This window comes from Pigmentiphaga litoralis, from assembly GCF_014651835.1.
Taxonomy (GTDB): Bacteria; Pseudomonadota; Gammaproteobacteria; order Burkholderiales; family Burkholderiaceae_B; genus Pigmentiphaga; species Pigmentiphaga litoralis.
In genome coordinates this window covers 559216-583357 of record NZ_BMXQ01000001.1, presented here as the reverse complement: position 1 = coordinate 583357, position 24142 = coordinate 559216, and the positions used below count along the sequence as shown (strand labels likewise).

28 protein-coding genes are annotated in these 24142 nt (G+C 62.2%); 12 read left to right on the top strand and 16 right to left on the bottom strand.

Features of this window, described 5'->3' with window-relative positions; all coding sequences use genetic code 11:
- Positions 1–83: 83 nt before the first annotated feature.
- Together msrB and msrA are read left to right on the top strand one after the other, a co-directional pair.
- Positions 84–527 carry a peptide-methionine (R)-S-oxide reductase MsrB gene (msrB, locus tag IE116_RS02445; RefSeq protein ID WP_189609449.1) on the top strand — a complete coding sequence of 148 codons (444 nt, stop codon included), beginning with the start codon at positions 84–86 and terminating at the stop codon, positions 525–527.
- A 1-nt stretch (position 528) separates the two neighbouring features.
- Positions 529–1023, top strand: coding sequence for a peptide-methionine (S)-S-oxide reductase MsrA (gene msrA / locus IE116_RS02440; protein WP_189609447.1), 495 nt, complete (start codon positions 529–531; stop codon positions 1021–1023).
- Positions 1024–1026: 3 nt separating this feature from the next.
- Here the strand turns inward: msrA and IE116_RS02435 are convergent, their stop codons facing one another.
- From IE116_RS02435 to IE116_RS02410, 6 genes are all read right to left on the bottom strand, one after another.
- On the bottom strand, positions 1027–2055 hold the full coding sequence (locus tag IE116_RS02435; RefSeq protein ID WP_189609446.1) for a Bug family tripartite tricarboxylate transporter substrate binding protein: 1029 nt from the start codon (positions 2053–2055) through the stop codon (positions 1027–1029).
- A gap of 151 nt (positions 2056–2206) precedes the next feature.
- The gene (locus tag IE116_RS02430; RefSeq protein ID WP_189609444.1) at positions 2207–2818 is read right to left on the bottom strand and encodes a glutathione S-transferase family protein; all 612 of its coding nucleotides are present in this window, start codon (positions 2816–2818) and stop codon (positions 2207–2209) included.
- A 35-nt stretch (positions 2819–2853) separates the two neighbouring features.
- Entirely contained in the window at positions 2854–3405 is a 552-nt protein-coding gene (locus IE116_RS02425; protein WP_189609442.1) for a cupin domain-containing protein, read from the bottom strand.
- A 105-nt stretch (positions 3406–3510) separates the two neighbouring features.
- Positions 3511–4251, bottom strand: a complete 741-nt coding sequence (locus IE116_RS02420) for an SDR family oxidoreductase (protein WP_189609440.1) — start codon at positions 4249–4251, stop codon at positions 3511–3513.
- A 40-nt stretch (positions 4252–4291) separates the two neighbouring features.
- Positions 4292–4834 carry a cupin domain-containing protein gene (locus IE116_RS02415; RefSeq protein WP_189609433.1) on the bottom strand — a complete coding sequence of 181 codons (543 nt, stop codon included), beginning with the start codon at positions 4832–4834 and terminating at the stop codon, positions 4292–4294.
- Positions 4835–4986: 152 nt separating this feature from the next.
- Positions 4987–5790 carry an alpha/beta fold hydrolase gene (locus IE116_RS02410; RefSeq protein ID WP_189609431.1) on the bottom strand — a complete coding sequence of 268 codons (804 nt, stop codon included), beginning with the start codon at positions 5788–5790 and terminating at the stop codon, positions 4987–4989.
- A 186-nt stretch (positions 5791–5976) separates the two neighbouring features.
- Here IE116_RS02410 and IE116_RS02405 point away from each other — a divergent pair, with 186 nt between their 5' ends.
- Entirely contained in the window at positions 5977–6966 is a 990-nt protein-coding gene (locus tag IE116_RS02405; RefSeq protein WP_189609429.1) for a LysR family transcriptional regulator, read from the top strand.
- Positions 6967–7009: 43 nt separating this feature from the next.
- On the opposite strand, the gene IE116_RS02400 is transcribed toward IE116_RS02405, so the two are convergent.
- Both IE116_RS02400 and IE116_RS02395 read right to left on the bottom strand, forming a co-directional pair.
- A complete protein-coding gene (locus IE116_RS02400) occupies positions 7010–8263 on the bottom strand; it encodes a type II toxin-antitoxin system HipA family toxin (protein ID WP_229827967.1) in 1254 nt (417 codons plus the stop codon).
- The gene (locus IE116_RS02395) at positions 8250–8570 is read right to left on the bottom strand and encodes a helix-turn-helix domain-containing protein (protein ID WP_189614763.1); all 321 of its coding nucleotides are present in this window, start codon (positions 8568–8570) and stop codon (positions 8250–8252) included. The genes IE116_RS02400 and IE116_RS02395 overlap by 14 nt, the downstream gene beginning before the upstream one ends.
- A gap of 215 nt (positions 8571–8785) precedes the next feature.
- Between IE116_RS02395 and IE116_RS02390 the strand changes: the two genes are divergently transcribed.
- Positions 8786–9199, top strand: coding sequence for a barstar family protein (locus IE116_RS02390; RefSeq protein WP_189609427.1), 414 nt, complete (start codon positions 8786–8788; stop codon positions 9197–9199).
- A gap of 152 nt (positions 9200–9351) precedes the next feature.
- On the opposite strand, the gene IE116_RS02385 is transcribed toward IE116_RS02390, so the two are convergent.
- Entirely contained in the window at positions 9352–10596 is a 1245-nt protein-coding gene (locus tag IE116_RS02385) for an SGNH/GDSL hydrolase family protein (RefSeq protein ID WP_189614400.1), read from the bottom strand.
- A gap of 192 nt (positions 10597–10788) precedes the next feature.
- On the opposite strand from IE116_RS02385, the gene IE116_RS02380 reads away from it, so the two are divergent.
- Positions 10789–11754 carry a LysR family transcriptional regulator gene (locus IE116_RS02380; RefSeq protein ID WP_189609425.1) on the top strand — a complete coding sequence of 322 codons (966 nt, stop codon included), beginning with the start codon at positions 10789–10791 and terminating at the stop codon, positions 11752–11754.
- On the opposite strand, the gene IE116_RS02375 is transcribed toward IE116_RS02380, so the two are convergent.
- Positions 11703–12227: a helix-turn-helix transcriptional regulator gene (locus IE116_RS02375; protein ID WP_189609423.1), complete on the bottom strand. Its 525-nt coding sequence runs from the start codon at positions 12225–12227 to the stop codon at positions 11703–11705. The genes IE116_RS02380 and IE116_RS02375 overlap by 52 nt on opposite strands.
- A 4-nt stretch (positions 12228–12231) precedes the next feature.
- Positions 12232–12507, bottom strand: a complete 276-nt coding sequence (locus tag IE116_RS25800) for a hypothetical protein (RefSeq protein WP_229827966.1) — start codon at positions 12505–12507, stop codon at positions 12232–12234.
- A 242-nt stretch (positions 12508–12749) separates the two neighbouring features.
- On the opposite strand from IE116_RS25800, the gene IE116_RS02370 reads away from it, so the two are divergent.
- Complete coding sequence (locus IE116_RS02370) at positions 12750–13418, top strand: ankyrin repeat domain-containing protein (RefSeq protein WP_189614399.1); 669 nt, start codon at positions 12750–12752, stop codon at positions 13416–13418.
- An 18-nt stretch (positions 13419–13436) separates the two neighbouring features.
- On the opposite strand, the gene IE116_RS02365 is transcribed toward IE116_RS02370, so the two are convergent.
- A complete protein-coding gene (locus IE116_RS02365) occupies positions 13437–14357 on the bottom strand; it encodes a LysR family transcriptional regulator (protein WP_189609421.1) in 921 nt (306 codons plus the stop codon).
- Between the two features lie 174 nt (positions 14358–14531).
- Here IE116_RS02365 and IE116_RS02360 point away from each other — a divergent pair, with 174 nt between their 5' ends.
- The 3 genes from IE116_RS02360 (at position 14532) to IE116_RS02350 (ending at position 17813) form a co-directional block, all read left to right on the top strand.
- Positions 14532–15512 carry a Bug family tripartite tricarboxylate transporter substrate binding protein gene (locus IE116_RS02360; protein ID WP_189609419.1) on the top strand — a complete coding sequence of 327 codons (981 nt, stop codon included), beginning with the start codon at positions 14532–14534 and terminating at the stop codon, positions 15510–15512.
- Between the two features lie 52 nt (positions 15513–15564).
- Positions 15565–16782 (top strand): FAD-dependent oxidoreductase, encoded by a 1218-nt coding sequence (locus IE116_RS02355; protein ID WP_189609417.1) that lies wholly within the window; start codon positions 15565–15567, stop codon positions 16780–16782.
- Between the two features lie 125 nt (positions 16783–16907).
- Positions 16908–17813 (top strand): LysR family transcriptional regulator, encoded by a 906-nt coding sequence (locus IE116_RS02350; RefSeq protein ID WP_189609416.1) that lies wholly within the window; start codon positions 16908–16910, stop codon positions 17811–17813.
- Between the two features lie 15 nt (positions 17814–17828).
- Here the strand turns inward: IE116_RS02350 and IE116_RS02345 are convergent, their stop codons facing one another.
- From IE116_RS02345 to IE116_RS02330, 4 genes are all read right to left on the bottom strand, one after another.
- Positions 17829–18497 carry a glutathione S-transferase family protein gene (locus IE116_RS02345; RefSeq protein WP_189609413.1) on the bottom strand — a complete coding sequence of 223 codons (669 nt, stop codon included), beginning with the start codon at positions 18495–18497 and terminating at the stop codon, positions 17829–17831.
- A gap of 274 nt (positions 18498–18771) precedes the next feature.
- Positions 18772–19677, bottom strand: a complete 906-nt coding sequence (locus tag IE116_RS02340; RefSeq protein ID WP_229827965.1) for an SDR family NAD(P)-dependent oxidoreductase — start codon at positions 19675–19677, stop codon at positions 18772–18774.
- Between the two features lie 156 nt (positions 19678–19833).
- Positions 19834–20868 carry an aldo/keto reductase gene (locus IE116_RS02335; protein ID WP_189609411.1) on the bottom strand — a complete coding sequence of 345 codons (1035 nt, stop codon included), beginning with the start codon at positions 20866–20868 and terminating at the stop codon, positions 19834–19836.
- A gap of 112 nt (positions 20869–20980) precedes the next feature.
- Positions 20981–22087 carry a Gfo/Idh/MocA family protein gene (locus tag IE116_RS02330; protein WP_189609409.1) on the bottom strand — a complete coding sequence of 369 codons (1107 nt, stop codon included), beginning with the start codon at positions 22085–22087 and terminating at the stop codon, positions 20981–20983.
- 160 nt (positions 22088–22247) lie between these two features.
- Here IE116_RS02330 and IE116_RS02325 point away from each other — a divergent pair, with 160 nt between their 5' ends.
- The 3 genes from IE116_RS02325 to IE116_RS25790 all read left to right on the top strand — a co-directional run bounded on the left by IE116_RS02325 (position 22248) and on the right by IE116_RS25790 (position 23849).
- Positions 22248–23333, top strand: coding sequence for a LysR family transcriptional regulator (locus IE116_RS02325; protein WP_229827964.1), 1086 nt, complete (start codon positions 22248–22250; stop codon positions 23331–23333).
- On the top strand, positions 23261–23518 hold the full coding sequence (locus IE116_RS25795; RefSeq protein WP_308428252.1) for an NAD(P)H-dependent oxidoreductase: 258 nt from the start codon (positions 23261–23263) through the stop codon (positions 23516–23518). Before IE116_RS02325 ends, IE116_RS25795 begins: the two co-directional genes overlap by 73 nt.
- A gap of 106 nt (positions 23519–23624) precedes the next feature.
- A complete protein-coding gene (locus tag IE116_RS25790; protein ID WP_229827962.1) occupies positions 23625–23849 on the top strand; it encodes a hypothetical protein in 225 nt (74 codons plus the stop codon).
- Positions 23850–24142 lie beyond the last annotated feature (293 nt).

Here is a 24142-nt window from a genome sequence, read left to right as displayed (position 1 = left end):
GGCATGACCGCTGATCCGGTAGGGTAAGCTGACCTCAGCACATCCTGACGTCCGGACCCTCCGGACACCTAGTGGAGACCATCATGAAGTTTGAAAAGTCGCAGTCAGCGATTGAACGCCTGACGCCCGAGCAGCGTCGGGTGCACCAGAACGCGGGCACCGAACGGCCCTTCACAGGCGAGTACAACGACAACAAGGAATCCGGCATCTACGTCGACGTCGTGTCCGGAGAGCCGCTGTTCGCGTCGACAGACAAGTTTGATTCGGGATCTGGCTGGCCCAGTTTCACCAAGCCTATCGTTCCTGCAAACGTGAACGAAGTGCGCGACAACGCGCACGGCATGGTCCGCACGGAAGTCAGGTCGGTGCATGCCGACGGCCACCTGGGCCACGTGTTTCCAGACGGCCCGTCCGATCGCGGCGGGCTACGCTACTGCATCAACTCGGCGTCCCTTCGCTTCATCCCGCGCGACCAGATGGAAGCCGAGGGGTACGGCGACTATCTCGACCAGATCAAGGAGGTTTGACATGCAGCAACGCGCTGTTCTTGCAGGCGGATGTTTCTGGGGCATGCAGGATCTGATCCGCAAGCAGCCCGGCATCGTCTCGACCCGTGTGGGTTACACCGGCGGCGATGTGCCAAACGCCACCTATCGCAATCACGGCACCCATGCCGAGGGGATCGAGATCACCTTTGACCCGGCGGTCACCAGCTACCGGAACATCCTGGAATTTTTCTTTCAGATCCACGATCCGACGACCAAAGACCGCCAGGGCAATGACCGCGGGCTCTCGTACCGGTCGGCCATCTATTACGTCGACGAGGAACAAAAGCGCGTCGCCGAAGACACGATCGCCGATGTGGACGCGTCCGGGCTGTGGCCTGGCAAAGTGGTGACCGAGGTCGAGCCGGTCGGTGACTTCTGGGAAGCCGAGCCGGAGCACCAGGATTACCTCGAGAAGCGGCCAAACGGGTATACGTGTCACTTCCCGCGCGCCGGCTGGGTGCTTCCCAAGCGCTGACGTTCAGTCGAGCACGATATTGCGCGCCTTGATGATGCTGCCCCACTGCGCCGACTCCTTTTCGATGGCGGCACGCATCTCAGCGGGCGTGTTGCCCATCGGCGATGACGCGAGTTCGGCGATTCGCGCCCGCATCTCCGGGGTGTTGGTGATGCGGACGAACTCGGCGTTGAGCTTCGCAACGATGTCCGGGGGCGTGGCGCTCGGCACCCAGACGCCCTGCCATCCCACCAGGTTCAGGCCCGGCACGGCCTCGTTCATGGTTGGCACGTTGGGCAGTTCAGGCACCCGCTTGTCGGTGGTGACTGCGAGCGTGCGCACCTTGTCCGACTTGGCGTAGGGTACGCCCGACGGAAAAGGCTCGAACAGCATTGCCACCTGTCCGCCCAGTACGTCGGTCAAGGCGCCCTGGCGATAGGGCACATGCAGCAGCTTGATCTTTGCGCTGTCCTGAATGATCTCGAAGATGAGGTGAGATGCCGTGCCCGGCCCATAGCTGGCGTAGGCAAGCTTTCCCGGGTTCTTGCGCGCGTAGGCAATCACCTCGGCCAGACTCTTTGCCGGCAGATCCTTGTTTCCCAACAGCACGTAGGCCGTCGACAGTGTCTGCGTGACTGGGGCCAGATCGCGCTGCATGTCATACCCTAGCTTGGCGAACAGGTGGGGGTTCATGGTCGGGATCTGGTTATAGCCATAGAGGATGGTGTAGCCATCGGCCGGCGCCTTGGCCACGAACTCCGCGCCGATATTGCCCGAAGCGCCGGCGCGGTTTTCCACGGTCACGGCCTGGTGCAGCGACCGGCCAAGCTGATCCGCATACAGCCGCGCCATGACATCGGGCGCGGCGCCTGGGGGTACGGGCGTGATGATGCGAATGGTACGGCTGGGGTAGTTGGAGGCGGCGGACTTCGTATCTGCGGGCTGGGCGAAGGCGGCAGTGCCTGCTGCCATCGAGGCTAGCGCGGCCAACGTCGCCGCCAGCCTGGTCAGCCTTGTCAACGAGGGCTTTTTCTGTCGAAAGGGTGCATGCATGAAAGGTCTCCGGGGTTATCGCTTTTTTGTTTTTGGCTTGATTGATAACTTGCAGCTTATGTTTGATTGATAAGCGGGAAGTTATGGTTTCGGCCGGCAGGGCGCAAGGTGTCTTCCGCCCGCTGCCTGGCTGTGATGGTCTTCGCTGCGCTCAGTAATCCGCGCTGGGCCGGGCGCGGAAGCGCGCGTACCAGGCGTCCAGCCGCGGGTGGTCATTGCCAAAGGGTTGCGCAAAGCGTTCGCGCGCCGTCTGGAAGATCGGGAATGCCGTGAAATCCGCAATCGTGGGCTGGTTTCCCGCCAGGAAAGCGTTGTCGCCCATCGCCTTTTCCAGAACGTCCAGCAATTCAGTGACATAACGCTGTGCACGCGCGGCCGTCTCCAATGCGGGATGGGGTTCCTTTGCGGCAAACGCCGGCGTCAGGTTCCACAGCCACATCTGCGACCGGACGATCAGGTCGTTGCCTACCCGTTCCAGCGCCCGAACCTGGGCGCGCGTGACGGGGTCGGTTCCGATCATCGGATGATCGGGATGCTGTTCTTCGAAGTACTCGACGATCGCCGCGGACTCGGTGATTGCCGTGCCGTCGTCCGTCACCAACGTTGGCGCGCGGCCGGCCGGATTGATCTTCAGGTACTCGGGCGACCGATGCTCCTGGTTGGCGTAGTCCAGTTCGCAGCGCGGAACGGTTAGGCCCTTCTCTGCCAGGTAGATGATGACGCGGCGGGGATTGGTGCCCATCTTGAATTGGTAAAGCAGCATGCGGTGGCCCTTGGGGTGATGACAGTGGGTGCGCCTTAGCTGGCGCGTGCCTGGCTGGCTTGGTATTCCTCGATGCGCTTCCACGCGCTTGGCGAGAACTCGGCGGCTGGCGCATTGCCTTCGACGATGCCCAGCAAGAGGCCGACCCTCTCGCCAGGACCTGCTTCCAGGCATTCGAAGCGTCGCGGCACGCCCACCGGGCAGGCAAAGAAGTCAAGCGGGCCCAGGTCGACCGACTGGTTGCCGTTCGCCCCTTCCCACTCCACCCGCCAGCGTCCCTTCATGCCGATGAAGGTCTCGACGGTCTCGTGGTTATGCATCAGCACCCCCCTGCCCACCTCGCACTCGATATACGACACGCCAAAGCCCGCACGCAGATGGTTGACGGCGGCCCGCGCCTCGTCGCCGAACGGCGAGGTATAGCCTTCGGCTGTCGGTTGATCAAAACCGAGCACGTTCAGGAATGCGCGCTTGCCTTCGGGCAGCACCATGTCCGGCAGGCCGGACGAACACCGCTCCAGGTCGGTGAAGCGGGCGAGGCCTTTGAGCATGTCTTCGTGATCGAGGTGCACGACGGGTAAGGGCATGGCGTTACTCCGGAAGGGGTGGCTTGGATGGAATGCTTGGGTTGAATGGTTGGATGCGTTGCGTGGATCAGTTGTTCGGATCTTGCGTTTCAATGCGCGGCCGTCTCAAACGCCACCGCCGTTGACCCGGATCACCTGGCCACTGAGCCAGCTCGCCTCCGGGCCCGCCAGGAAAGCGACGATCCCGACGATGTCCTTGGGCTGCCCCAGCCGGCCGAGCGGCACACGATCGGCGTAGTACTTCAGTTCTTCATCCGTCTTGCCTTCCAGGAACAATACGGTTTCGACCTGCCCAGGCGCCACGGCGTTGACCGTGATCTGGCGCGGGCCAAGCTCCTTGGCGAGCACGTGCGTCATCGCATCCACGCCCGCCTTGGTCGCCGCATACACGCCAAAATTCGGGTGATAGAAGCCGACCACGCTCGTCGAAATATTGATGATGCGTCCGCCCTCCCGCATGCGCCGCGCGCTCTCGCGCATGCCGCGGAAATAGCCGCCCAGGTTGACGGACACCAGGCGATCGAACATGGCGTCTTCAGACTGCGCCATGGGCGCTTGCCGCAACATGCCCGCATTGTTGACAAACACATCGACCGGCCCGAACTCGCGTTCCGCCACGTCGTACAGATTGGGCGCGCAATCGAGCGACGCCACATCGCCCTTCACGGCGATCGCCCTGCCGCCCGCAGACGTGATGGTGTGGATGACGGACTCTGCGTCGGCCGTGGCCTGGGCGTAGTTGATGACGACCGCGTGGCCCATTGAGGCGAGGCGCACGGCGATTTCGGCGCCGATGCCCTTCGAGCCGCCGGTAACGATGGCGGTTTGGGTAGCTGTTGTTGACATGGTTGTCTCCCGATTAGGGTGATAGGTGTAATAAGGGTCGTCAAGCGGCCAAGGTTCCGGCTTCGCGCATCCGCTTCACGCTCTCGGGCGAATACACGCCCATCGGCGATTCGCCCTGAATGATCCCCAGCAGCAACGCTTCGTCCTGTCCTGCCGCGGGCGACACACATTCGAATCGCCGCTGCACGCCCACCGGGCACGCAATGAAATCCAGGCGATCCAGCATCACTGACTCGACCCCGCTTGGCCCTTCCCAATCGATGCGCCACTGGCCATCGATACACAGGAAGGTCTCGACCGTGTCATGGGCGTGCATCAACACGCCCTTCCCCGGCTTGGCTGAAATGAACGACAGCCCGAAGCCCGCCTTCATATGGCGGATATGCGCCCGTGCCTCGCTGCCGAACGGCGAATACGCGCCCTCGCCTTCCGGCTGCTCAAAACCGAGCACGTTCAGGAATGTGCGTTGTCCTTCCGGCAGACCCATGTCGGGCAGGCCGGAACTGCAGCGCGTCAATTCGGCAAAGCGGGCCACGCCCATCAACATCTCTTGGGTCGTTGGCCGGATCGATTGCATGGTCATGGTCGATGTCTCCTGTATGTCTTTCTTATTGATCGAATCAAGACTGCGGTCTTGTCGAAGTTGCATGCATGTTTGCTGCAGCCTGCTGAAGTGGCGTGGCCGTACCGCCCGTACCGCCCGTATCCGCGCGGTGTTCCGCATTCCGCATTCGCCTATTCGCTGCGGAAATGCTCCAGCAGTGCCGCCTGGAATTCACTGGGATTGAGCAGGGCCGGATAGTGGCCACCCGTGCCCAACCGGAACTGCGCGGCCCCCGCATAGCGCACCCGCATGGCGCTACGCGTGGGCGCATCGACTACCGGATCGTCTTCGGCATCGAGCACGGCGACCTTGCTTGCCGGAAAGTCCACCTTTGGCAGCGGATTGGCACCGAGCACTGCCAGCAAGGCGGCCTTGGCCATCTCCGCGGTCTGGTCCGTGCCCACCAGATGCAGCATGGTCCGTTTGAAATCGGCCTTCTCGGCCGTGTCATCGGGCAAGGCGCGGAGTTGCGTCAAGGTCCCGGCAAGATGCTCGACCGCCGGCTTGGCCAGCAGGGCGTCCCTGGGAACCTTGCGCTGCAGCCACGTCGCGTCGTAGAAGGTGTTGGCGAACATCACCCGCCGCACGCGCGACGGCTCGCGCAGCGCGCACATCTGCGCCAGATAGCCGCCCAGCGATGAACCGAACAGATCGAACTGATCGATCCCCGCCTTGGCCAGCACCACCAGCAGGCCCGACGCCAGATCGTTGACATCGTCCACTGCCGGATAGGACACGCTGATCACGCGGCGCCGCTCGCGCAGCGTGTCGATCGCTCGATAAAAGGTGTCTCCCGTGCCGCCCGCACCCGGCAGCATCACCAGGGGAACACGCGTGGCGTCCTGATCCGTATCGCGCAGCGTCCAGGTGTTGCCCAAGACAGTCCATTGCGTGGCGGGGAAGCGGCCCTGGAAGTCGGCTAGATTCGAATTCATGCAGGTAGCCTGAGTTCAGATGAGGAAACGCATTCCACCATCGCAGCCCCGGCTCGCCAATCAAGCGGCGCGAATCCGCCCATTCGCGCCGCCAATGGGCTTGGCAACGTCATGCGCCAGAAGGCCGATGTCATTGACCCGACCACCCAGCCGTTCCAGAATCGACCATTCCCGCCGGAGACACCTTTGATCCCGCTCAAGAAAAACATCGACCTGAACCTGCTGACCTGCCTTGATGCACTGCTGACCGAAGGCTCCGTCACCCGCGCCGCCGAACGCCTGAACATGAGCCAGCCCGGCATGAGCCACGCGCTTTCGCGCCTGCGCGCCCTCACCGGCGACGCCCTGTTCGTGCGGTCCGGCAACGACTTCATCCCGACCGAACGCGCGCAAGCCCTTGCCGGCAAAGTGCGCGTCGGCCTGGCGGCCATGGAAGAAATCTTCTCTGAAGAAGGCCCGTTCGATCCGGCCAACACCGCCGGCAAATTGACGGTTGCCGCCGTCGACTCCGTGGGCGTCCTGCTCATCCCCTTGCTCGCCCAGGCCCTCGCCAAGGAAGCGCCCATGGTCGCCATGCACGTGCGCCTGCCCGACCCCGAGCAACTGCGCGAATGGCTGGCCGAAGGGGAATGCGACATTGCGCTGGGCTTCTTTCCGGACGTGAATCCCGAACTTCACGGCGGCGATCTGTTCGGCCAGGAACTGTCCATCATCAGCGGCCCGTCCCACCCGCTGCGCGGCCAGCCCATGGACTTTCAGCAATATGCCGACTCGACCCACGTCATCTTCGGCTCGCCCTTTTCAGAACGATCGCCCATGGAAGGCGCGATCGATCAGGCCTTGAAAGAGCGAGGCATCGAACGCAGGCACTCGGTGCAGGTGTCGTCGATGCTCTTGGTGCCCTATGTAATCGCCGCGTCCCCCCACGTCGCTGCTTTGCCGACCTGGCTCGCCCGGCAGTACGCCGACATGCTGTCCCTGGACGTGCGCCCCATGCCCATGACGCACCCGCCCATCCTGATCCGCATGCTGTGGCATGACCGGACACATCGGACGGGATTGCATCGGTGGGTTAGACAGTTGGTGCGGTCCCTGACGCGGGAACTGGCAAGGACGGAAGGTGCGATCAGCGTGGCGCACAATATCGAGGGGACGACCTTTCCGGGCGGCATGTAAGTAGCGAAGCAGACTTCAAGAACCTGCCTGAAACGGACCCGGCCTATGGATATTTTGTGGTCCGTGCGGCCAGCTGCCTCATGCCATTGGCCAAACGATCACGCAGCAGCGTACTCAGTTCTGCGGGCAACTCTGCTTGCACGGTAGGGAAAGCTGATGCAATGGTATCGAGCAACGCGTCCAGATGAAGTTCAGCCTCGTTCTGGTCTTTGAATCCGAACAGCTCGGCATCTGCCAGTACAGCCTCGCGCGTGATATCGAAACGGCCGGCGGACACCTGCATGGCAAGCGCCTTCGGTTCCATTTCGGGATTGGGAACCACATCGAACGCAGGGGATAGACGCCAGCGTTTCTCCTGGATGTCATAGATCGCCGCGTGGTTCCGAGGATGATCATCGTCATTGCCGACGATTGCATTGAATACCATACGATCGAACAACTCGATCTGATCGCGTAGCGGCGCACCGATTCGTTGCAATATCTGCGCAAGCAGCGGATAGCTCCATCCCGCCCGCAGACCACCGGGATACTCAGCACTCAGCAACGACGCCGCGCTGATCGCCATCTTTCGTCTGTCCGCTTTCCTGTCGAAGCGAAGGACTCGGACCACGCTTGGCGCGCCTCCAACCTGGTGATGCACGGATTGGGCGAAGTTCAGACCCGACGCTGTTCCCCACTTCAGGGTGAAATGTTCCAGCCTTGGAATGTCGGCCACGTCGCTTTGCATGATCGGCTTGACCAGCCAGTAGTCTTCACCATCCCGCAACGTGCCCTTGGGGCGTGCGCCGCCCATACTCGGCGTCGACATCAGCATTTTTCGAAGGCGCGCATCCACGGGCGGCCGCCGTTCGGACATCGCCTGCAATTCTTCGACCAAGCCATCCAGCTGCTGAAGTTTGGGACTCCTGAGCGCGTCAATGGACGGCTTGCGAGCTGCCCCGGTGGCCAGCGCCCCCCAGCGGTCACCGTTTCGTGCAATCCTCAGGTAGTCGCTGTCGTGCGCGTTGTCGGGCAGCTGATATTCCCGCTGCAGCAGCTGGCGTCCCCATGTGTCCGGGCAGGTATCGCGCAGCACATCGTGCAGGCCGCGATACCGCTGGGCCAGATGTTCAATCCCGCCAATGAGCGGGAGGTTCACGGGGTCGACAGACCATGGCAGGCGGGCATCGATGTAGCTGGGCGCATACATGAACATGCCAGGCTCATCGTCGCGTTGACGAGCATATCTGCCGACCGTCACCCACTCGCCGGTATCAGGACGCTGCAGGTACACAAAGAGGGGCTTAGAAATAGTCATCAGCGGTCTGAGACCTGCGGGCGCGTGCTTGCGGATTTGCCGACCAATAGATCGGGTCCAACGAGGGAACCGCGGTGTCGAGTATGCCCAATATCCACAGCGCGGTGAGATAGGTTGCGGCGCCCGTTCCGGGATCGCCATGTTCCATGCGGCGCAAGGTGGCGTCAGAGATGCCCAGGCGGGCGCACAAGTCCGCGGCGGGGATATGTTGGGACACACGCTGCGCGCGGATGCACCGCCCCCAGATCTCGAGGCGCTGCGCAATCAGTGGGGGCACCGCGCTTACCGTCCGCAGTTTTTTCGGCATGGCATGTTGTTATAGAAGTTGTTTTAACTGTTATAAACCGAAATCTATGATTTTATCCCAAGCAGATAGCACGCATGAATTTTATCATAGATGGCGGTTTAACCAGATTAATACGTGTTCTATAGAGGGCCATGTGCTGCCTTGGGCAGGTAGCTGCCCCGGCGTCCAGCAAGTGGTCAGCATGCCACCAGTAGAAAGCACGCAGACGGAATGAAGTGACAACCCTTACGTTAATCATTGATGGCAGAAACATTCACGACATCACCTCGTTCTACGACGAGATCAATCGCGTCTTCATGGCGGGCGAATCTTGGACGTTGGGCGCAAGCCTGGATGCGCTGGATGACCTGTTTCATGGCGGATACGGTGCCGCGCGCGGGTGTGACGCGATCACGCTGATTTGGCTTCATTTGGAACGAAGCCGCGTTGCGTTAGGCGTCGAGGCCACGCGCGGGCACTATCGAAACAAGTTGGGCAAGCCTGGCTTCGATCAGGCGCGCGTGCAGGCGCAACTTGACGAACTGGATGCCGGTTCAGGCCCCACGTATTTCGACATCGTGATGGAGATCATTGCGGCGCATCCATCGATCAGCCTGAATAGCAGGCGGTTCCGGCATTCGTCAGGTTGAAGCGCGCACATCCCGAAGACGGCGGGCGACAGGCAAGCCTGTCATGCTGGTCGCCCTGACTCGGCCAGCGACTGCCAATCGGCAGCTGCGGTTGCCTGCGCTGGCGTGGTTCGCGACCACCTGCAGAGCCGTCAAGTTGCCTTTCCGGCTGGCTACTTTCCAGTCCCTGCATTGCCTGTCGAGATCACCCGCACGTGATCAGCGCCTGGTATGAGGGCATCCAGATCCACAGCGTCCGCCATCGCCCGATTGCCTTCATCGCCCGGATGAAGCCGGTCGCCGGAATCGAACTTTGCCGCCAGTCGTGCCGGATGCGAAGGATCACGAAGCGCCGCATCGAGATCAACCACCGCATCGAACGCGCCGCTGTGGCGTATCCAGGCATTCAGCACCTGCCGCAGCGTGTCCTTTTCAACGCTGTAGTAGTCGTCCAGCGGCGTGTTGGGCAAAGCACCTTCAAACGGGGTCAGCGTTGCGCCGATAACGCGAACGCCGCGCCCGTGTGCCTGTTCGATCAGTTGGCGAAAGCCCGCGGTCAGGTCGTCCAGCGACGGCCGTTTGGCATCGCGTGCGAAGGCTGTGCCGGGCCACGCGATATCGTTGATGCCAAGCAGCACGATCACGCTCTGCACGCCTGGCTGACTCAGCACATCGCGATCAAACCGCGCCAGGGCATTAACGCCCATGCCGTCCGATACCAGTCGGGCGCCGGAAATTCCGGCGTTGAGTACGGCGACACCCCGGGGCGCCAGCCTTGCGGCCAGAAAGTCCGGCCAGCGGCTGTCCTTGTCCAGGCTGGCGGTCGCGCCGTCGGTAATGGAGTCGCCCAGCACCGCCACGGCCCGTGCCAGGGTGTCGGTTTCGACCTGGATGCCTGAGAGCAACGGGCGCGCCGTCGTCGTTGCCTGTCCTGTCTTGCCAAGCACGGGTGCCCGCGTCTGGTCACCAGGAACCATCCAGCCAGTCTGGCGGCCATCCCAATGAAAACTCTGGACCGCCGTTGCGGTTGGCAGATGGAAACTGACGGCCACCTGGGATAACGCCGGAATGGGCAGCGCGACGGGGTCGCTGAGCGACGATGCGCCCGGCAAGATCACGGCCGCTTCCCGCCCGCCAAACATGACGGCACGAATGCTGTCAGCAGCCACAGCCCCTTCCCCGACTGGCAGCCCGAGGGTGGCCTTGCTAAGCACGATCGGCTTTGCGCCATAGGTGTTGGACAGCACGATGCGCACGCGTGCGCCGCCGACGCTTACTCGCGCGACCTGACGTACGGTCCGGTCGTTGATGACAGCAGGGATGTTGGTCGGGAACATGAACTCCGGTCCACATACCGGTTGAGGACTTGCCTGCCACGTAGCAACCCAGGCCGGCGCAGCGGACGCATTCGCCCCCATCACTGCAGCACTTGTTGCGAGCGCGGCGGCGAATGCGGCAGAGGTCCATGTTTGAAAGCCGAGGTGCACGTCACATCCTTGATGATGAATTCAAAGCCAATCGATGAAAGAATTATGAATTCACCGATCAAGCCGCACTAGCGGGTGAGGCGGAACATCATTTGTGCGTTGAACTCATGAAGGGAGGGCGACATGGCGCGTCTGGACATCAACCGCTCTGGCGAGATGGAAGTCTTTGTGCGCGCGATCGAGCTGGGCGGCTTTTCTGCTGCGGCTCGCGCCTGCGGCATGACGCCGTCGGCGGTCAGCAAGCTGGTCGCGCGTCTGGAGCAGCGCTTGGGCACCCGCCTTGTCAACCGGTCCACCCGGCAACTTCAACTGACGCCCGAAGGCTGCGTGTTCTATGAGCGCAGCGTACGTATCCTGGCCGACATGCACGAGGCGGAACGCTGCGCCAGCACCGATGCGACGCCCCGCGGAAAGCTGCGGGTGAACGCCAATGTTCCGTTCGGACACCACTTCCTGCTGCCGTTGCTACCTGCGTTCCTGACGCGCTATCCCGACATGACGCTGGATATCGTATTAACCGACGAAGTGGTCGACATTCTTGAAGCGCGCACCGACGTGGCCGTGCGTGCCGGCCCGCTGAAAAATTCCAACCTGCTGGCACGAAAGCTCGGCGCCACGCGGATGATCATCGTCGCCGCGCCGAGCTACCTGGAACAACGCGGCACGCCAGCCACCCCGGAAGCGCTCACGACCCACAACCGACTCGGCGCGAACTATGCACGCGTGCCTTCGGGCTGGCCTCTGGTGCATGACGGATCAAGGCGCGTCGTGCCCGTGTCAGGCAATGTCCAGGCAAGCGACGGCGAAGCCTTGCATCGACTGGCAGTCGCCGGACTCGGCCTGGCGCGCCTGGCCGCTTTCCAGGTACGCGACGATATCGCCGCCGGCCGGCTGGTGCCCGTGCTTGAAGATTGCAATCCGGGTGACGTGGAAGAAATCCATGCGGTGTATGTGGGCCAAGGCGGTCACGTGCCCTTGCGCGTGCGGGCGTTTCTGGACTTTCTGGTCGAGACGGTGAGGGTCGACGTCAACATTCGTCATGCAACGAGGGCCTTAAGAACTTTCGATGCTCCCTTCGGTACCCGCTGACCTTCCTTGATGACGTTGACATGCAAAGACGCCCGAGCGACGTCGAGCATGCCATCAGGTAAGTCGTACCCTCCCCTCGCCTGCAACCAGGTCAGCACGTCCGCCAAGTGCCAAAGAGCCGTGCTGCCCTCATGAACCGGTGCTGGGAAACTCGACGGGTAGGCCAGCATCAGCTTACGCATGTTCTGCCTCGACACGCCCACGATCTCGGCAACATCCGTCAGCCCGACCAGGTCTGGCGTAACTTCGATCAGCTTGGCCGAAGGCAGCGCGGATCGTACAGTCTCAAGCGCACTCAACACGGCAGTATTCGCATCGACTGCGTCGCGTGCAAATTCCAGCGCCAGGCGGCCAGGCTGACCAATCCCTATGAGCGCGTCATCGCATCCTGCCTCGCCCAGCCGTTCGACCAATTCGGCAAGATCGCCGTCGGCATCGGCAAGTTGATACCTCAAGGTAAAGACGTATTCCATGGCGCTAATCCTTACTGTCGTTGCCCGTGCCCTGCAACCAACGTTGCATCGAGCAGTTGTCCACGACGCGACGCAATGCGCGAGCGTGGTTGCCTGGGCTCTTAGGCGTGGACCAAACGGACGTTATGCAGAATTCGCCGCAGCGGCACGTCTCGTCGTTGTAGGGGCAATAGACACGCCCCCATGCATGGCTGCCGCCGAATTCGACGCGCCAGCCGTTCCGCTCAGCATGCCTGAGTGCTTCCTCGACCTCTTTTTTGGGGTGCGAAGGCCGTGCCATGTCGCGGTTCACCGGGTAGATTAATTGAAAGGTTGTCAGCTGACAACTAGAAGCGTCCCTGTCTTGACGAAGCCGCAGCACGTGAAGCCTACCCGCGATTAACTGCCCTCGGCTGCGCGTTCGTGCTTTTGCTTGGACGAAAAAGTCCTTAGGGGATGCGTGATTTACCATAGGGCAAATTAAAGGCTGGACCTTCGGCGGGCTGCCGCAACGCGCCACCGCCCCCTGTTAGGACGTTGCACATGTACAGACGAGTTTTTCTTGCTACCGCTTTGGGTCTTTTCAGCATGCAAGGCATTCACCTAGCACGGGCATCCACCGGCCCGCTAGCGTTACACGACGCTGCCAAGCGCAATGACACAGCCGGTATCGCCAGCTCACTGGCAGCGGGAACACCCATCGACCAACGCGACGACAACGGGCGAACCGCCCTTCTGGTGGCGACGCACGCCAACGCTGTCGACGCCGCCCGGGCACTCGTCCAGGCCGGTGCCGACGTGAACGCCAAAGACCGTATCCAGGACAGTCCCTATCTCTACGCCGGCGCGCGCGGCCATCTGGACATCCTGCGCCTGACCCTGGCGCACGGCGCCGATCTGAAAAGCACCAATCGTTATGGCGGCACGGCGTTGATTCCCGCGGCCGAACGCGGCCACGTCGAGACCGTCAGGACGTTGATCGATGCCGGCGTGGCGATCGACCATGTCAACAACCTTGGATGGACGGCGCTGCTTGAAGCAGTGATCCTGGGCAAAGGCGGGCCGAGTCATCAACAGATCGTCGGGCTACTGATCGATGCCGGCGCGAACGTCAACCTGGCCGACCGGGATGGGATCACTGCGCTTCAGCACGCACGGGCTGCTGGATATCGGGACATCGAGAAACGACTCGTCGCTGCAGGCGCGCGGTGACCGGCTGCCAGAGACGAGCTAGCTTCGACGATCAAACCGCGACGTCAGGTCGCATGCCGCAAGACTTTCGATCATGAACTGCGTGAACGCCCGGATCTTTGCGGGCTGCAGCAGCTTGCTCTGATAAGCCAGATTGATGGTCAGCATCGGCAGATCCCAATCTTCAAACAAGGCGACCAACCTGCCCTCGCGGATGTCGTTGTCGACGATGTACTGGGGCTGGATCAACACGCCCGCACCGTTGATGGCGGCAGTGCGTATCACCTGCCCGTCGTTGCTTTCGAAGGCACCTTCGACCGGCAAGCGCCGCTGTTCGGCTCCGCGCCGCAAGTGCAGTTCGGACGTGGTTGTCGCCAAGGTGTAGAGCAGCAAGCGATGACGCGCCAGGTCTTCCACCGACGACGGGGTGCCGCGCTCGGCCAGGTAGGACGGCGCGGCCGCGATGACAAGGCGGGTGTCCGCGAGACGCCTGACCGTGATGCCTGAGTCGGGCTCGAACTGTCTTGTGCGAATCGCGACATCGGTACCGGCTTCGATGAAGCTTTGGTACTTGTTCTCAACCAGCAGCTTGATCTTCACTTTGGGATAGCGCGTTGAGAACTCGGCAAGGCGTGGCGCAACGTGATTGACGGCGAACGACACGGACGTGGTCACGCGCAGCTCGCCCATGGGCTCCACCGATGCATCGCTGATCGCCGCATCGCCTTCTTCCAGCGCACTGACGGCGGCTTCGCAATAGCGCAGATAGGTCGTGCCCGCCTCGGTCAGCCACAGCCTGCGTGTGGTGCGCTCGATCAGGCGGACGCCCACTCGCCGCTCGAGGTCGTTCAGGTATCGGCTGGCCGCCGCATTGGATAGTCCCAGGTCATCGGCCGCTTTGCTGATGCTGCCCAAGCGCGCGATGCCCACGTACAGCCGCGTCTGCGTCCAACGATCCATGATTTCGATTCTGCCACTAGGTGGAAAAAAGATTCAACTTCTGGGGGCTTTTTCGGCTCATTCTGCCCGTCTAGACTGCAATCGTCAAAGAAACGAGACCTCTCGGTGGCTCAGGTGAACGCCACCGGGACCGGACAGCGACAGCTGCACCGACAACAATTCAAGGACCGCGTCATGAAAACTGCCGATCTTCGCTTCGCCGTGGCTGGCCTTATCGCACTCTGCGGCTTCGGCGCGGGCATTCCGTCCGCGGGTGCGGCCGCCTACCCCGAACGCCCTATCAAGATCATCGTGCCCTTCACGCCAGGCGGACCGGTCGACCTGGTCGCGCGCCGCATGGGCGATTCGCTGACCAAACAACTCGGTCAACCCGCCGTGGTCGAAAATCGCCCCGGTGCCAACGGCATCGTCGGTGCCACGGCCTGCAAGTCTGCCGCGCCCGACGGCTACACCGTCTGCATGTTCCTGAGCGACACCGTCGTCATCAACCCGTCGATCTACAAAACCATCAGCTACACCGCCAAACAATTCGCCCCCATCAGCGAAATCGTGAAGGTGGACTCGGCCGTTGTCGTGTCGGCCTTGCTGCCGGTCAATTCCTTGCAAGACCTGGTCGAGTACGAAAAGAAGCACAAGGGCAAACTGAACTGGGGCCACTTCGGGACAGGCAGCTCATCGCACCTGTACATGACGCAGGTCAACAAGGCGACCGGTACGCAGTTCGTTGACGTCCCCTATCAAGGCGGCAGTCCGACCGTCACTGCGCTGGTGTCGGGTCAGATCGATGTGTCGTTGTTGTCGTATGGGCTGGTCGCGCAATACATCGAGACCGGCAAGCTCAAGGCAATCGCCGTACTGGGCGACAAGCCGTCCCCCAACTTCAAGGGCGTCCCGCTGCTCAAGGACCAGGGCCTGACCTTCGCGCGCAGCGCCTGGGTCGGCGCATTTGCCCCCGCAGGCACGCCCGAGGCCATTACGCGCCGCCTTAACACCGCCATTCAGACCGCATTGGGCGATGAAGCAGTGCGCAAGACACTGCTCGTTCAAGGCCTGCTGCCGGTCGGTGGCAGCCCTGAAGCCCTGGCAAATGTAGTAAACGCCGAATCCAACGACTGGGCATCCATTGCCCAGGCCGCGCGCGTCAGCCTTGACTGACCGTTGCGGTCCGCCCGGAAATCCACAGCAACTATCTGAAGACCTGAAAGACATGAGCACATCCGAAGTCATCGTTGTGGGCTGCGGCCCGGTCGGCCTTATTACCGCATTGGGCCTGGGCCGCGCGGGCGTGCAAGTCACCCTGGTCGAAGCCGAGGCCGGCCCATCGAAAGCACCACGGGCGCTGGTGTATCACTGGGCGGTCATGAAAGGCATGAATGAGCTTGGCCTGTTGGGCACCGTGGTTTCAGCGGGTCTGGTCAAGCACGACTACAGCATGCGCGTGCATCGCACCGGAGAAACCGTGCGGTGGTCCATCCGTGAGCTGGAAGGTCTGGTCGAATACCCCTTCAACGTGCACCTGGGACAGGACGTGCTGACGCAGATCGTGCTTGAGCAGATACGGCGGTTGCCGAATGTGCAGATACGGTGGAACACACGGGTCGAACGCATCGTTCGCAATGACAACGATGTTGCTGTTGCTGTGTCCGGGCCTGACGGCGAAGAGATACTTGGCGCAGACTGGCTGGTCGCCGCAGACGGCGCACGCAGCCCGGTGCGCAATGCGCTGGGTCTGTCATTCGACGGCATGACGTGGCCAAAGGAAATGGTGGCGACGAATATTGAGGCGGATCTTGATGCGCTGGGTTTCGATAAGGCGACGTTCATGATCGATGAGACGTACGGCGCCATCATCGTAAAAATCGATACGGGAAAGAAGTGGCGCGTGACCTACTGCGAGCCGGCGGGGCTGGATCCGGCGGGGATCGTCGATCGAATGCCGGCGATGTTTGCGCAGATACTGCCTGGGCTGGACGGCAGGTATGAGTTGCTGCAGCACTCGCCCTATCGCATGCACCAGCGCGTGGCGGGGTCGTTTCGTGTGAATCGGGTGCTGCTTGCGGGGGATGCAGCGCACATTACGAATCCGGTTGGCGGCCTGGGGCTGACCGCTGGATTGTTTGATGCGTTCGTTCTGTACGAGGCGTTGGTCGCGGTCATCAGGAAGGACAAGCCGGAGAGCATGCTTGATGAATATGCCAGGGGGCGTAAGGCAAACTTCGAGACATACACGTCCCCGCGTGCGACCTTGAATAACCAGTTGCTGTTCTACACGGGACCGGAACGGCTTGAGCAAGAGATGGCGCAGGTTCGCCGCTTGGGCAGTGAACGGCAAGCGGTGCTTGATCGGACATTGTTTGTGGGAGCGTTGGAAACACCGTCGCTCGTTACCGGCAGACAACTCAACGAGGTCGTGAGTCACGCCTAGCAGGCGGCCGTAAGGGACCCAGCGAAGCGATAACACCTATTCGAAGAACGAATAAAGGACATCAAAGGGACACCCAAAGGCTATGCTCAGGCCTTCACCTTCATTGATGCCGGTGTCGACTCGCGATGGACCTCATAAGCACCATGCGTTCGTTCGTGCGCGTGTTCGAGACGCGCTCGTTCAGCGCAGCCGCCAAAGACTTGAGCCGGAGCCAGCCCTCCGTGTCGAAGGCCGTGGCGCAGCTTGAACAGGAACTGAATGTGCAGTTGTTCCTTCGCTCGACCCGGGGTCTCACCCCAACCGAAGCCGGGCAAAAGTTCTACGAGCATGCGATGCGCACGCTGGACGAGGCGGAGCTTGCCGTCCAAGCAGTCCAAGGCGCACACGCGCCTCTGACGGGCAAACTGCGTGTGAGCGGCACCATCACCTTCATGCGGCAACACGTCATCCCGAAGCTGCCGATCTTGATGGCGCAGCACCCAGGCCTCTGCCTTGACCTTCTCCTGGACGATGGAAACATCGGTCTGATTGAAGAAGGCGTTGAAGTCGCCCTGCGAATGGGAAAGCTGGCCAGCTCCAATCTGACGGCTCGCAAGATTGGCCAATGTCGCCGCATCGTTGTCGCGACCCCCGGCTACCTGCAGACAAACGGAACACCCAGCGACCCAACCGATCTCATCGAGCATGTTGCGATCGTCCTATCTCGTGGCGAGGGCGGCGATCAGATTACCTTTACCAAAGACGGCCTTTCGACCGAGGTGGTGCTTCGGCCCAGGCTGCGCATCAGTGCGTTGGAGGGGGTTCGAGCTGCGGTGCTGACCGGTCTCGGCGTGGCGGTAGCCAGCGAGTGGATCTTCAAGGACGAGCTTGAACGCGGCCAGGTCGTTGAAGTCCTGACCGACTGGAGCCTGCCAATCCTCGACCTGTGGTCCGTGCTGCCGGGCGGCGCGCGCTACCCGAGCCCCAAGGCACGGGCCTTCATCGCGTTCGTTGAGGAGCAACTTGCGGCAACGCCGTACGGCGTCCGCTAAAGGTGCTCGCCCGCGTCAGAACGTCATGCCAATGCTTTCCAGAAACGAATCCATTCGATGGTCCAGATCCCGCTTCGTCTCCGCCCATGCCGGGACCGTTTCCAACAGGCGTTGTTGCCACGCCCACAGGTTCGGGAATTCATCAAAGGGCGCTTTGGTCCGGTCAACCTGCGAAAACGGCGCCGCGATATCGATGTCCGCCAAGGTCAGACCATCGCCGACGATGAAATTTCGCTGTGCCAGGTGGCCATCAAGTACCGAAGCGGCTGCGCGAATGTTTTTCAGCAGGAGGTTGACGATTGCCGCGTCCTCGCCTTGCCCCCCTACGCGGCCGCCTACCCGCTCGTTGAACAACAGCGTTGCGTAGACCCGCCACTGCTCGCCCGACCAGAACATCCACTGCAAAACTTCGTAGCGTTCCTTAGCGCTCCTGCCTAGCAAAGGCGAGCTGGCCTTTTCTGCAAGGTATATGTTGATCGCGGACGCCTCCCAGACGATGGTGTCGCCGTCCTGCAGGACCGGTGTCAACCCATGAGGATTGAGCTTCAGGAAATCTGGCGTGTGGCTTTCCCCCTTGAAGAGATCGATATTCTTGTGCTGGATAGCGACGCCCATGATCTTGGCGGCGGCGCGGACGCGGCGAAAACTACCCGACCCCAGGTCGCCATAAATGTTGATGGTCATCGTGGCACCCGCAAGCGGTTGGGCGGGGTGGCGCTGCTGCGGGCGCCGGTGTAAACGGCTGGCTTGCCGGTAAGTCTGAACATGTGTGTACCTTTCGATGAGGACGGCGAGCAACTGCTCGGGATTCCAGACGAAAGATATGCCTTGGGTCTCTTCGACAGAAGAGCCCGCCAGGACATGACAATTATTCGAACAAGGAATAGCCCTGGGCGTGGTGCTGAAGTCAGACGCAGCCGCTGCACAAAGGAACAACACGCTCGTTGTGACCACAGGATCAGGCGTTGAATCCCGCGTCCACTGTGACAACGGAGCCGGTCATGAACTGCGCGGCAGGGCTTGCCAGGAATGTCACCGCAGCGGCGATGTCGCTGGGAGCGCCATAGCGGCCCAGTGCCGTCAGGCGCCGATTCGGTTCCGCCCACTCCCCATCAGCGGGATTCTGATCGGTGTCGATCGGGCCGGGCTGGATCAGGTTCACGGTGATGTTTCGGGGTCCCAGTTCACGGGCAAGTCCCCGGTTAAATGCAAGCAAGGCCGACTTGGACATCGAATACACCGTCAACCCTGGATAAGGCACACGCTCCCCCAGGCAAGAGCCGATGGTGATGATGCGACTGCCGCTGCGCAGGTGCGGAATCGCTGCCTGCGCGGCCAGTACGGCAGCACGGGCATTGACGTGCAGCACATCGTCGATGACGGCCAGTTCCATCTCGGCCAAGGGGCCGGAACGCGAAATGCCTACGTTATTGACCAGGATGTCCAGGCCGCCGAGTCCTTGCACCGCTTCCGCGACCGAGCGCCGCACGGCTGCAGGATCGCCGCTGTCGGCCTGGATCGCCAGGCCGCGCCTGCCCGTCTGCTCGATGCCCCGGACGACTGCGGCCGCCTTGTCCGTTGACCGCAGGTAGGTGATGGCGACGTCTGCGCCGCGCTCTGCGAGGGCCCGCGCGATGCCCGCGCCGATGCCACGCGAGGCGCCGGTGACCAGGGCGCGTTTTCCACGCAGGTCGTCGGCCTGCACGCCGCGCTCCCGGGATTGAGGCGACGATGCTGTTGCGGAGAAGGCCGGACCTGCCCATGCGGCGACGCCGGCCGTCACTGCGCCGAGCATGACGCTGCGCCTGGCGGCCTCGTGTTCGTTGTCGTGGTTGTCCTGGTTGTCGAGGTTGTCGCGATGCATCGTGCGCTCCAGAAGTGGTGGGCCTGATTGGCCGGGATGGATGATGAAATCGCTCTAGCGCGAGCAGCGGGTCGGGGGGAACACCGCGATCGCCGCGGTGTTGACGGCGGCAGTGACGGCCCTTCCTGGGAAGCCTTGCGTTGCCCTCGGTCTCTTCTAGCTCGGGACGTGGCTGGCACGGTCCAACAGCCAGCCGGGATATTCCACGGGCAGCCGGCTGACGGCGTGCAGCGCCGACATATCGGTGTCATCCAGGACGATCTCGGTCGCCACGACGTTTTCCTTCAACTGCTCGACCCGCCGGGCGCCGATAAGCACGGTCGACACGACGGACTGCTTGAGCAACCAGGCAATTGCAACCTGCGCCGGACGCCGCCCGTGCTTGTCTGCGACCGACCGCAGCACGCCGATCAGCGGTTCGCCGCGGATGCGATCGATAGGCGGAAAGTCCAGGTCGGTCTGCCTGCCGCGCTCGCCATTGCCCGTACCAGCGCCATTACAGCCGCCGGTGTATTTGCCGGTCAGATATCCGCCCGCGAGCGGGCTCCACACCATGAGGCCGACGCGTTCGGAGGCAAGCAGTGGGACGATCTCGCGTTCGATATCGCGCCCGACAAGGGTGTAGTACGCCTGGAGCGACGTGATCGGCGCAAGATTGCGTGCATGGGCAATGCCGATCGCTTTCATGATCTGCCAGGCAGCCCAGTTCGACATCCCGATGTAACGGACATCGCCCGCACGCACCAGGGTGTCGAAGGCTTCGAGTGACTCTTCGATCGGCGTAGCCGGGTCAAAGCCATGGAGCTGATACAGGTCAATATGGTCCACGCCCAGGCGCTTGATGCTGGCCCGGCACTCGGCCAGGATGTGCCGCCGCGATGCCCCCTGCCGGTTCGGACCGTGACCCATCGCACCGAAGACCTTGGTGGCGATGACGACGTCATCACGCGTCACGCCAAGGTTCTTCAGCGAGCGACCCAGTATTTCTTCGCTGCGCCCATCGGCGTAGATGTTGGCCGTATCAAAAAGGTTGATCCCCGCATCGAGCGCGGCGCTGATCAAGGCGTCCGCTTCGCCCTGCCCCAGCCTGCCGACCTGGCCCCAAAGTCCTTCAGTGCCACCAAACGTCATGGCGCCGAAGGACAACTCTGAAACGAACAGGCCGCTGTTTCCAAATTTGCGCAGTCGCATGGCGCATCTCCTCAGGTTTGCTTTCAAGTCGAGTCGTGCGCCCGGGCAGATGGACCGCCAGGGCCTCCAGCAAGTCGGCGCGGCGCCACGATGCGCTCGGCGCCGCGTTCGATCAATCCAGATGTCTCTGCCGCTCGCCGGTCAGAGCCGCTCGCTCCACCGCCGCAACGAGGCGACTGTTGTGGACGGCGTGCTCGAAGCCGGGCGTGGCGTAGGTGCCCGACACGATGTCGCGCGCCAACGAGGCATAGACCTCGCCAACGTTGATGGCGGCGCCGGCCCAGAACGCCGAAAAGTCGGACACCCCGACACCGGACGCCACCGGCACGTCGGGCGCGTCGAACGCGACGCTTGCCGACAGCGTCAGGTCACCCACCTGCACGCCGGCAAGATGGTTGCCGGTGATCTTCAGCCAGCCCTTGGAACCCCGGACCTCCAACGTAAAGTCCGCGTCTTCTGCGGGCACGTTGGCCAGCACCTGCACGGACACAGGCGCACCGCTGGCGGTCTTGGCAATGAGGTCCACGTGATCCGGAATGTCTCGCACCGACGTTGCGCCGGTATCGACAATGTCGATCTCAGGCCAGAGCAGCTCGGTGCGGGCGTCCACCTCGACAATGTTGCCGAGCACGGCCTCAATGACGTCAAGGACATGTCCTGTCGTGATCGTGAGGAAGCTCGCACCCGACGCCGCCTTGTTGAAATAGTCGTAGCTGCTTGGCGATTGCGGCCCATAACCGAAGGTCGTCGCATTCACGCGCGCCGACAACAGGCGACCGAGCTTTCCATCCGCCACCAGTTCCGCCGCGCGGCGGACAGCCGGGCTGTGGCGGCCTTGCAAGCCAATGGCGGTGTGCAACGACCCGACCGCGGCCGCCATCTGCTCGGTCTCGGCAACGGTCGCCCCCAGGGGGGACTCGCAATAGACGGCCTTGCCGGCCTGGAGCGCAGCAAGCACAAGGTCCTTGTGCGCGGGCACCTTCACGGCGATCGTGACAATGTCGATGGTCTCATCGCCGATCAGCGCATAGGGATCCGCATACCAGCGATCCGCGCCGAACGCCTCAGCTGCAGCCTTCGCGCTCGTTTCCCGGCGGGTCGCCACCGCGGCAAGAAGCAGCCCGAATTGCGACCGGATGGCGGGGACATGGGAGGCGCCCGCCCAGCTTGATTTCGTATCCGCGCCAATAATGCCCACGCGCAATTGCCTGACCGACATGCTCAATGCTCCAGATGGATGTAAGTCGAGAAGGAGTCGGACCGCGCCAACGCACGCACCGGCTGTTCCTCCAACGAAGCACCAATAGTGCGGTTGGAATTGCAAATCTGTAAGGTGGCAGTCCGAACATGACTGGTAAGCCACGGTTTACAATCCGGCCATGGATCCCTCTCTGCTCCCCTCACTCGCGTGGTTCGCCCACGTGGCACGCCATGGCAGCTTCACGCGCGCTGCCGACGAAATGGGGGTGTCGCGGGCAGCCCTGTCACAGAATCTCAAGTCCCTGGAACGTCAACTGGGCATGCGGCTGCTCTATCGCACCACCCGCCACATGTCCTTGACAGAGGCAGGCCAGAAGTTGTTCGACACGCTCAGGCCCGCGCTCGCCAACATCGACCATGCAGTCCAGACCCTGGGTGACACGCGCGATACGCCTTCGGGCATGGTCCGGATCAACACATCGCGTCTGGCAGCACGGGCCCTGATCGAACCGCATCTGGCCGAATTCCATGATCGTTACCCCAAGGTCACACTCGAGCTGATCATGGCGGACTCGCTGTCGAACATCATTGCGGACGGCGCCGATGCAGGCGTTCGCCTGGGGCAAGGCCTGGCAGAACACGTCGTCGCCGTCCCCATCAGCCCGCAACTTTCCATGGCCGTGGTGGCCTCGCCCGCCTATCTGAAAGCCAACGGGGTGCCCAAGGTCCCCGGCGATCTGGTCAAGCACCGCTGCATCAACTATCGGTTTTCAGGCACGGGCGCCCTTCACGACTGGGATTTCACGGAACCCGGCAGGCATGGTCGGCACTTCACCCAGGCCGTGACGGGCGGACTGACGACCAACGACGATCAGAGCATGACGCGGGCAGCGCTACAGGGGCTGGGGTTCATGCAGATCGTCGACCTCTCGGTCCAAGATCACCTGTCTGAAGGACGCCTGGTGCGAGTGCTTCGCGATTGGACGTATAAGCACGCGGCCTTCTACCTGTACACGCCCTCTCGCGAACACATGCCATCAAAGGTGCGTGCACTGATCGACTTTTTGATTGAGAAGCGCGAGGCGATTTCGCTTGGGTACATGCTGCGGCTGCGGCTGGAGGGACGAACCAGGACGGTAGGCGCGAGGCCGAGCGCCTGCTCTCGGCCGATCGCATCGTGCTGTAGTTCTCCATTCAGTGGTACTCCACGCCGCCGCTCCCGAAGGAATGGCAGGACGCCATACTCACGCGCATGTTCTACATAAACTATGAAGATGAGGCCCGTTTGCTCGAAGGCACGCCGTTGATCATTAAGACGACTGCGGGCAACTTGCTGGATTCTTATCGCGCTGGCGGGCGCAACATGTTTCCGATGAGTGAACTTGTCGCGCCGCTGCGCGACAGCGCATCGCTGCGGGCTGGGCTACGCCATGCCCTTCGGCGTGTATGAAGCGAACAAGCTGGAGCCCGTAGCACTTGAGATCGCCGCGACCGACTGCGCTGCCAGACTCGAGCATTGGATCGCGAGCACGTCCGCCCCCGACGCAGCGTGAACGATGGAAAAGATCTATGACACGTCCGTCGATACGGGCTTCAGCACGCCGCGCTGGTTCACGGTCTCGCCCAGAATCCTGGCCGGCGGCATCTTGAGCCAGTTCCTGAGCGGCGGACTCGCGCTGTTTCACGACCGCGACCTGTGGGGTCTACATGCGGCGCTTGGCGGCACGCTACCTCTTTCAGTAATTGCCCTTCTTGCCGGACGCTTGTCGTTTCCCGGCTAAGAGGCTTGAGCGGGTGGGCGAGCCGGACATCCCTCCTCTACTTCGCCCAGATCGCGCTGGCAGCCTCCGCGCTACCGCTGCCGCCGTCGCTTCACCTCTTCAACGGCGCCCTGCTTTTGACAACGTGCCTGGTCCTACTCCCCAAGGTCGATCGCCGGCGCGACCCTTCATGTCCTATGGAGACAGTCCTATAAGCCTTGACAACGAGGCACGCTTCGCCTGACGACCGGCCATACCACCGGCACAGTTGCAAAGCTCTACCCTGGCCATCGACAGTCGCTACGACGGCGATA

Coding starts and splice junctions, on each gene's coding strand:
- IE116_RS02350 (WP_189609416.1), top strand. CDS start 16,908: ATGGACCTCATAAGCACCATGCGTTCGTTCGTGCGCGTGTTCGAGACG.
- IE116_RS02410 (WP_189609431.1), bottom strand. CDS start 5,790: ATGAATTCGAATCTAGCCGACTTCCAGGGCCGCTTCCCCGCCACGCAA.
- IE116_RS02370 (WP_189614399.1), top strand. CDS start 12,750: ATGTACAGACGAGTTTTTCTTGCTACCGCTTTGGGTCTTTTCAGCATG.
- msrB (WP_189609449.1), top strand. CDS start 84: ATGAAGTTTGAAAAGTCGCAGTCAGCGATTGAACGCCTGACGCCCGAG.
- IE116_RS02375 (WP_189609423.1), bottom strand. CDS start 12,227: ATGGAATACGTCTTTACCTTGAGGTATCAACTTGCCGATGCCGACGGC.
- IE116_RS02435 (WP_189609446.1), bottom strand. CDS start 2,055: ATGCATGCACCCTTTCGACAGAAAAAGCCCTCGTTGACAAGGCTGACC.
- IE116_RS02415 (WP_189609433.1), bottom strand. CDS start 4,834: ATGACCATGCAATCGATCCGGCCAACGACCCAAGAGATGTTGATGGGC.
- IE116_RS02385 (WP_189614400.1), bottom strand. CDS start 10,596: ATGGGGGCGAATGCGTCCGCTGCGCCGGCCTGGGTTGCTACGTGGCAG.
- IE116_RS02420 (WP_189609440.1), bottom strand. CDS start 4,251: ATGTCAACAACAGCTACCCAAACCGCCATCGTTACCGGCGGCTCGAAG.
- IE116_RS02395 (WP_189614763.1), bottom strand. CDS start 8,570: ATGCCGAAAAAACTGCGGACGGTAAGCGCGGTGCCCCCACTGATTGCG.
- IE116_RS02340 (WP_229827965.1), bottom strand. CDS start 19,677: ATGCATCGCGACAACCTCGACAACCAGGACAACCACGACAACGAACAC.
- IE116_RS02360 (WP_189609419.1), top strand. CDS start 14,532: ATGAAAACTGCCGATCTTCGCTTCGCCGTGGCTGGCCTTATCGCACTC.
- IE116_RS02335 (WP_189609411.1), bottom strand. CDS start 20,868: ATGCGACTGCGCAAATTTGGAAACAGCGGCCTGTTCGTTTCAGAGTTG.
- IE116_RS02425 (WP_189609442.1), bottom strand. CDS start 3,405: ATGCCCTTACCCGTCGTGCACCTCGATCACGAAGACATGCTCAAAGGC.
- IE116_RS02430 (WP_189609444.1), bottom strand. CDS start 2,818: ATGCTGCTTTACCAATTCAAGATGGGCACCAATCCCCGCCGCGTCATC.
- IE116_RS02365 (WP_189609421.1), bottom strand. CDS start 14,357: ATGGATCGTTGGACGCAGACGCGGCTGTACGTGGGCATCGCGCGCTTG.
- IE116_RS02330 (WP_189609409.1), bottom strand. CDS start 22,087: ATGTCGGTCAGGCAATTGCGCGTGGGCATTATTGGCGCGGATACGAAA.
- msrA (WP_189609447.1), top strand. CDS start 529: ATGCAGCAACGCGCTGTTCTTGCAGGCGGATGTTTCTGGGGCATGCAG.
- IE116_RS02355 (WP_189609417.1), top strand. CDS start 15,565: ATGAGCACATCCGAAGTCATCGTTGTGGGCTGCGGCCCGGTCGGCCTT.
- IE116_RS02345 (WP_189609413.1), bottom strand. CDS start 18,497: ATGACCATCAACATTTATGGCGACCTGGGGTCGGGTAGTTTTCGCCGC.
- IE116_RS25800 (WP_229827966.1), bottom strand. CDS start 12,507: ATGGCACGGCCTTCGCACCCCAAAAAAGAGGTCGAGGAAGCACTCAGG.
- IE116_RS02400 (WP_229827967.1), bottom strand. CDS start 8,263: ATGACTATTTCTAAGCCCCTCTTTGTGTACCTGCAGCGTCCTGATACC.
- IE116_RS02380 (WP_189609425.1), top strand. CDS start 10,789: ATGGCGCGTCTGGACATCAACCGCTCTGGCGAGATGGAAGTCTTTGTG.
- IE116_RS25790 (WP_229827962.1), top strand. CDS start 23,625: ATGGAAAAGATCTATGACACGTCCGTCGATACGGGCTTCAGCACGCCG.
- IE116_RS02325 (WP_229827964.1), top strand. CDS start 22,248: ATGGATCCCTCTCTGCTCCCCTCACTCGCGTGGTTCGCCCACGTGGCA.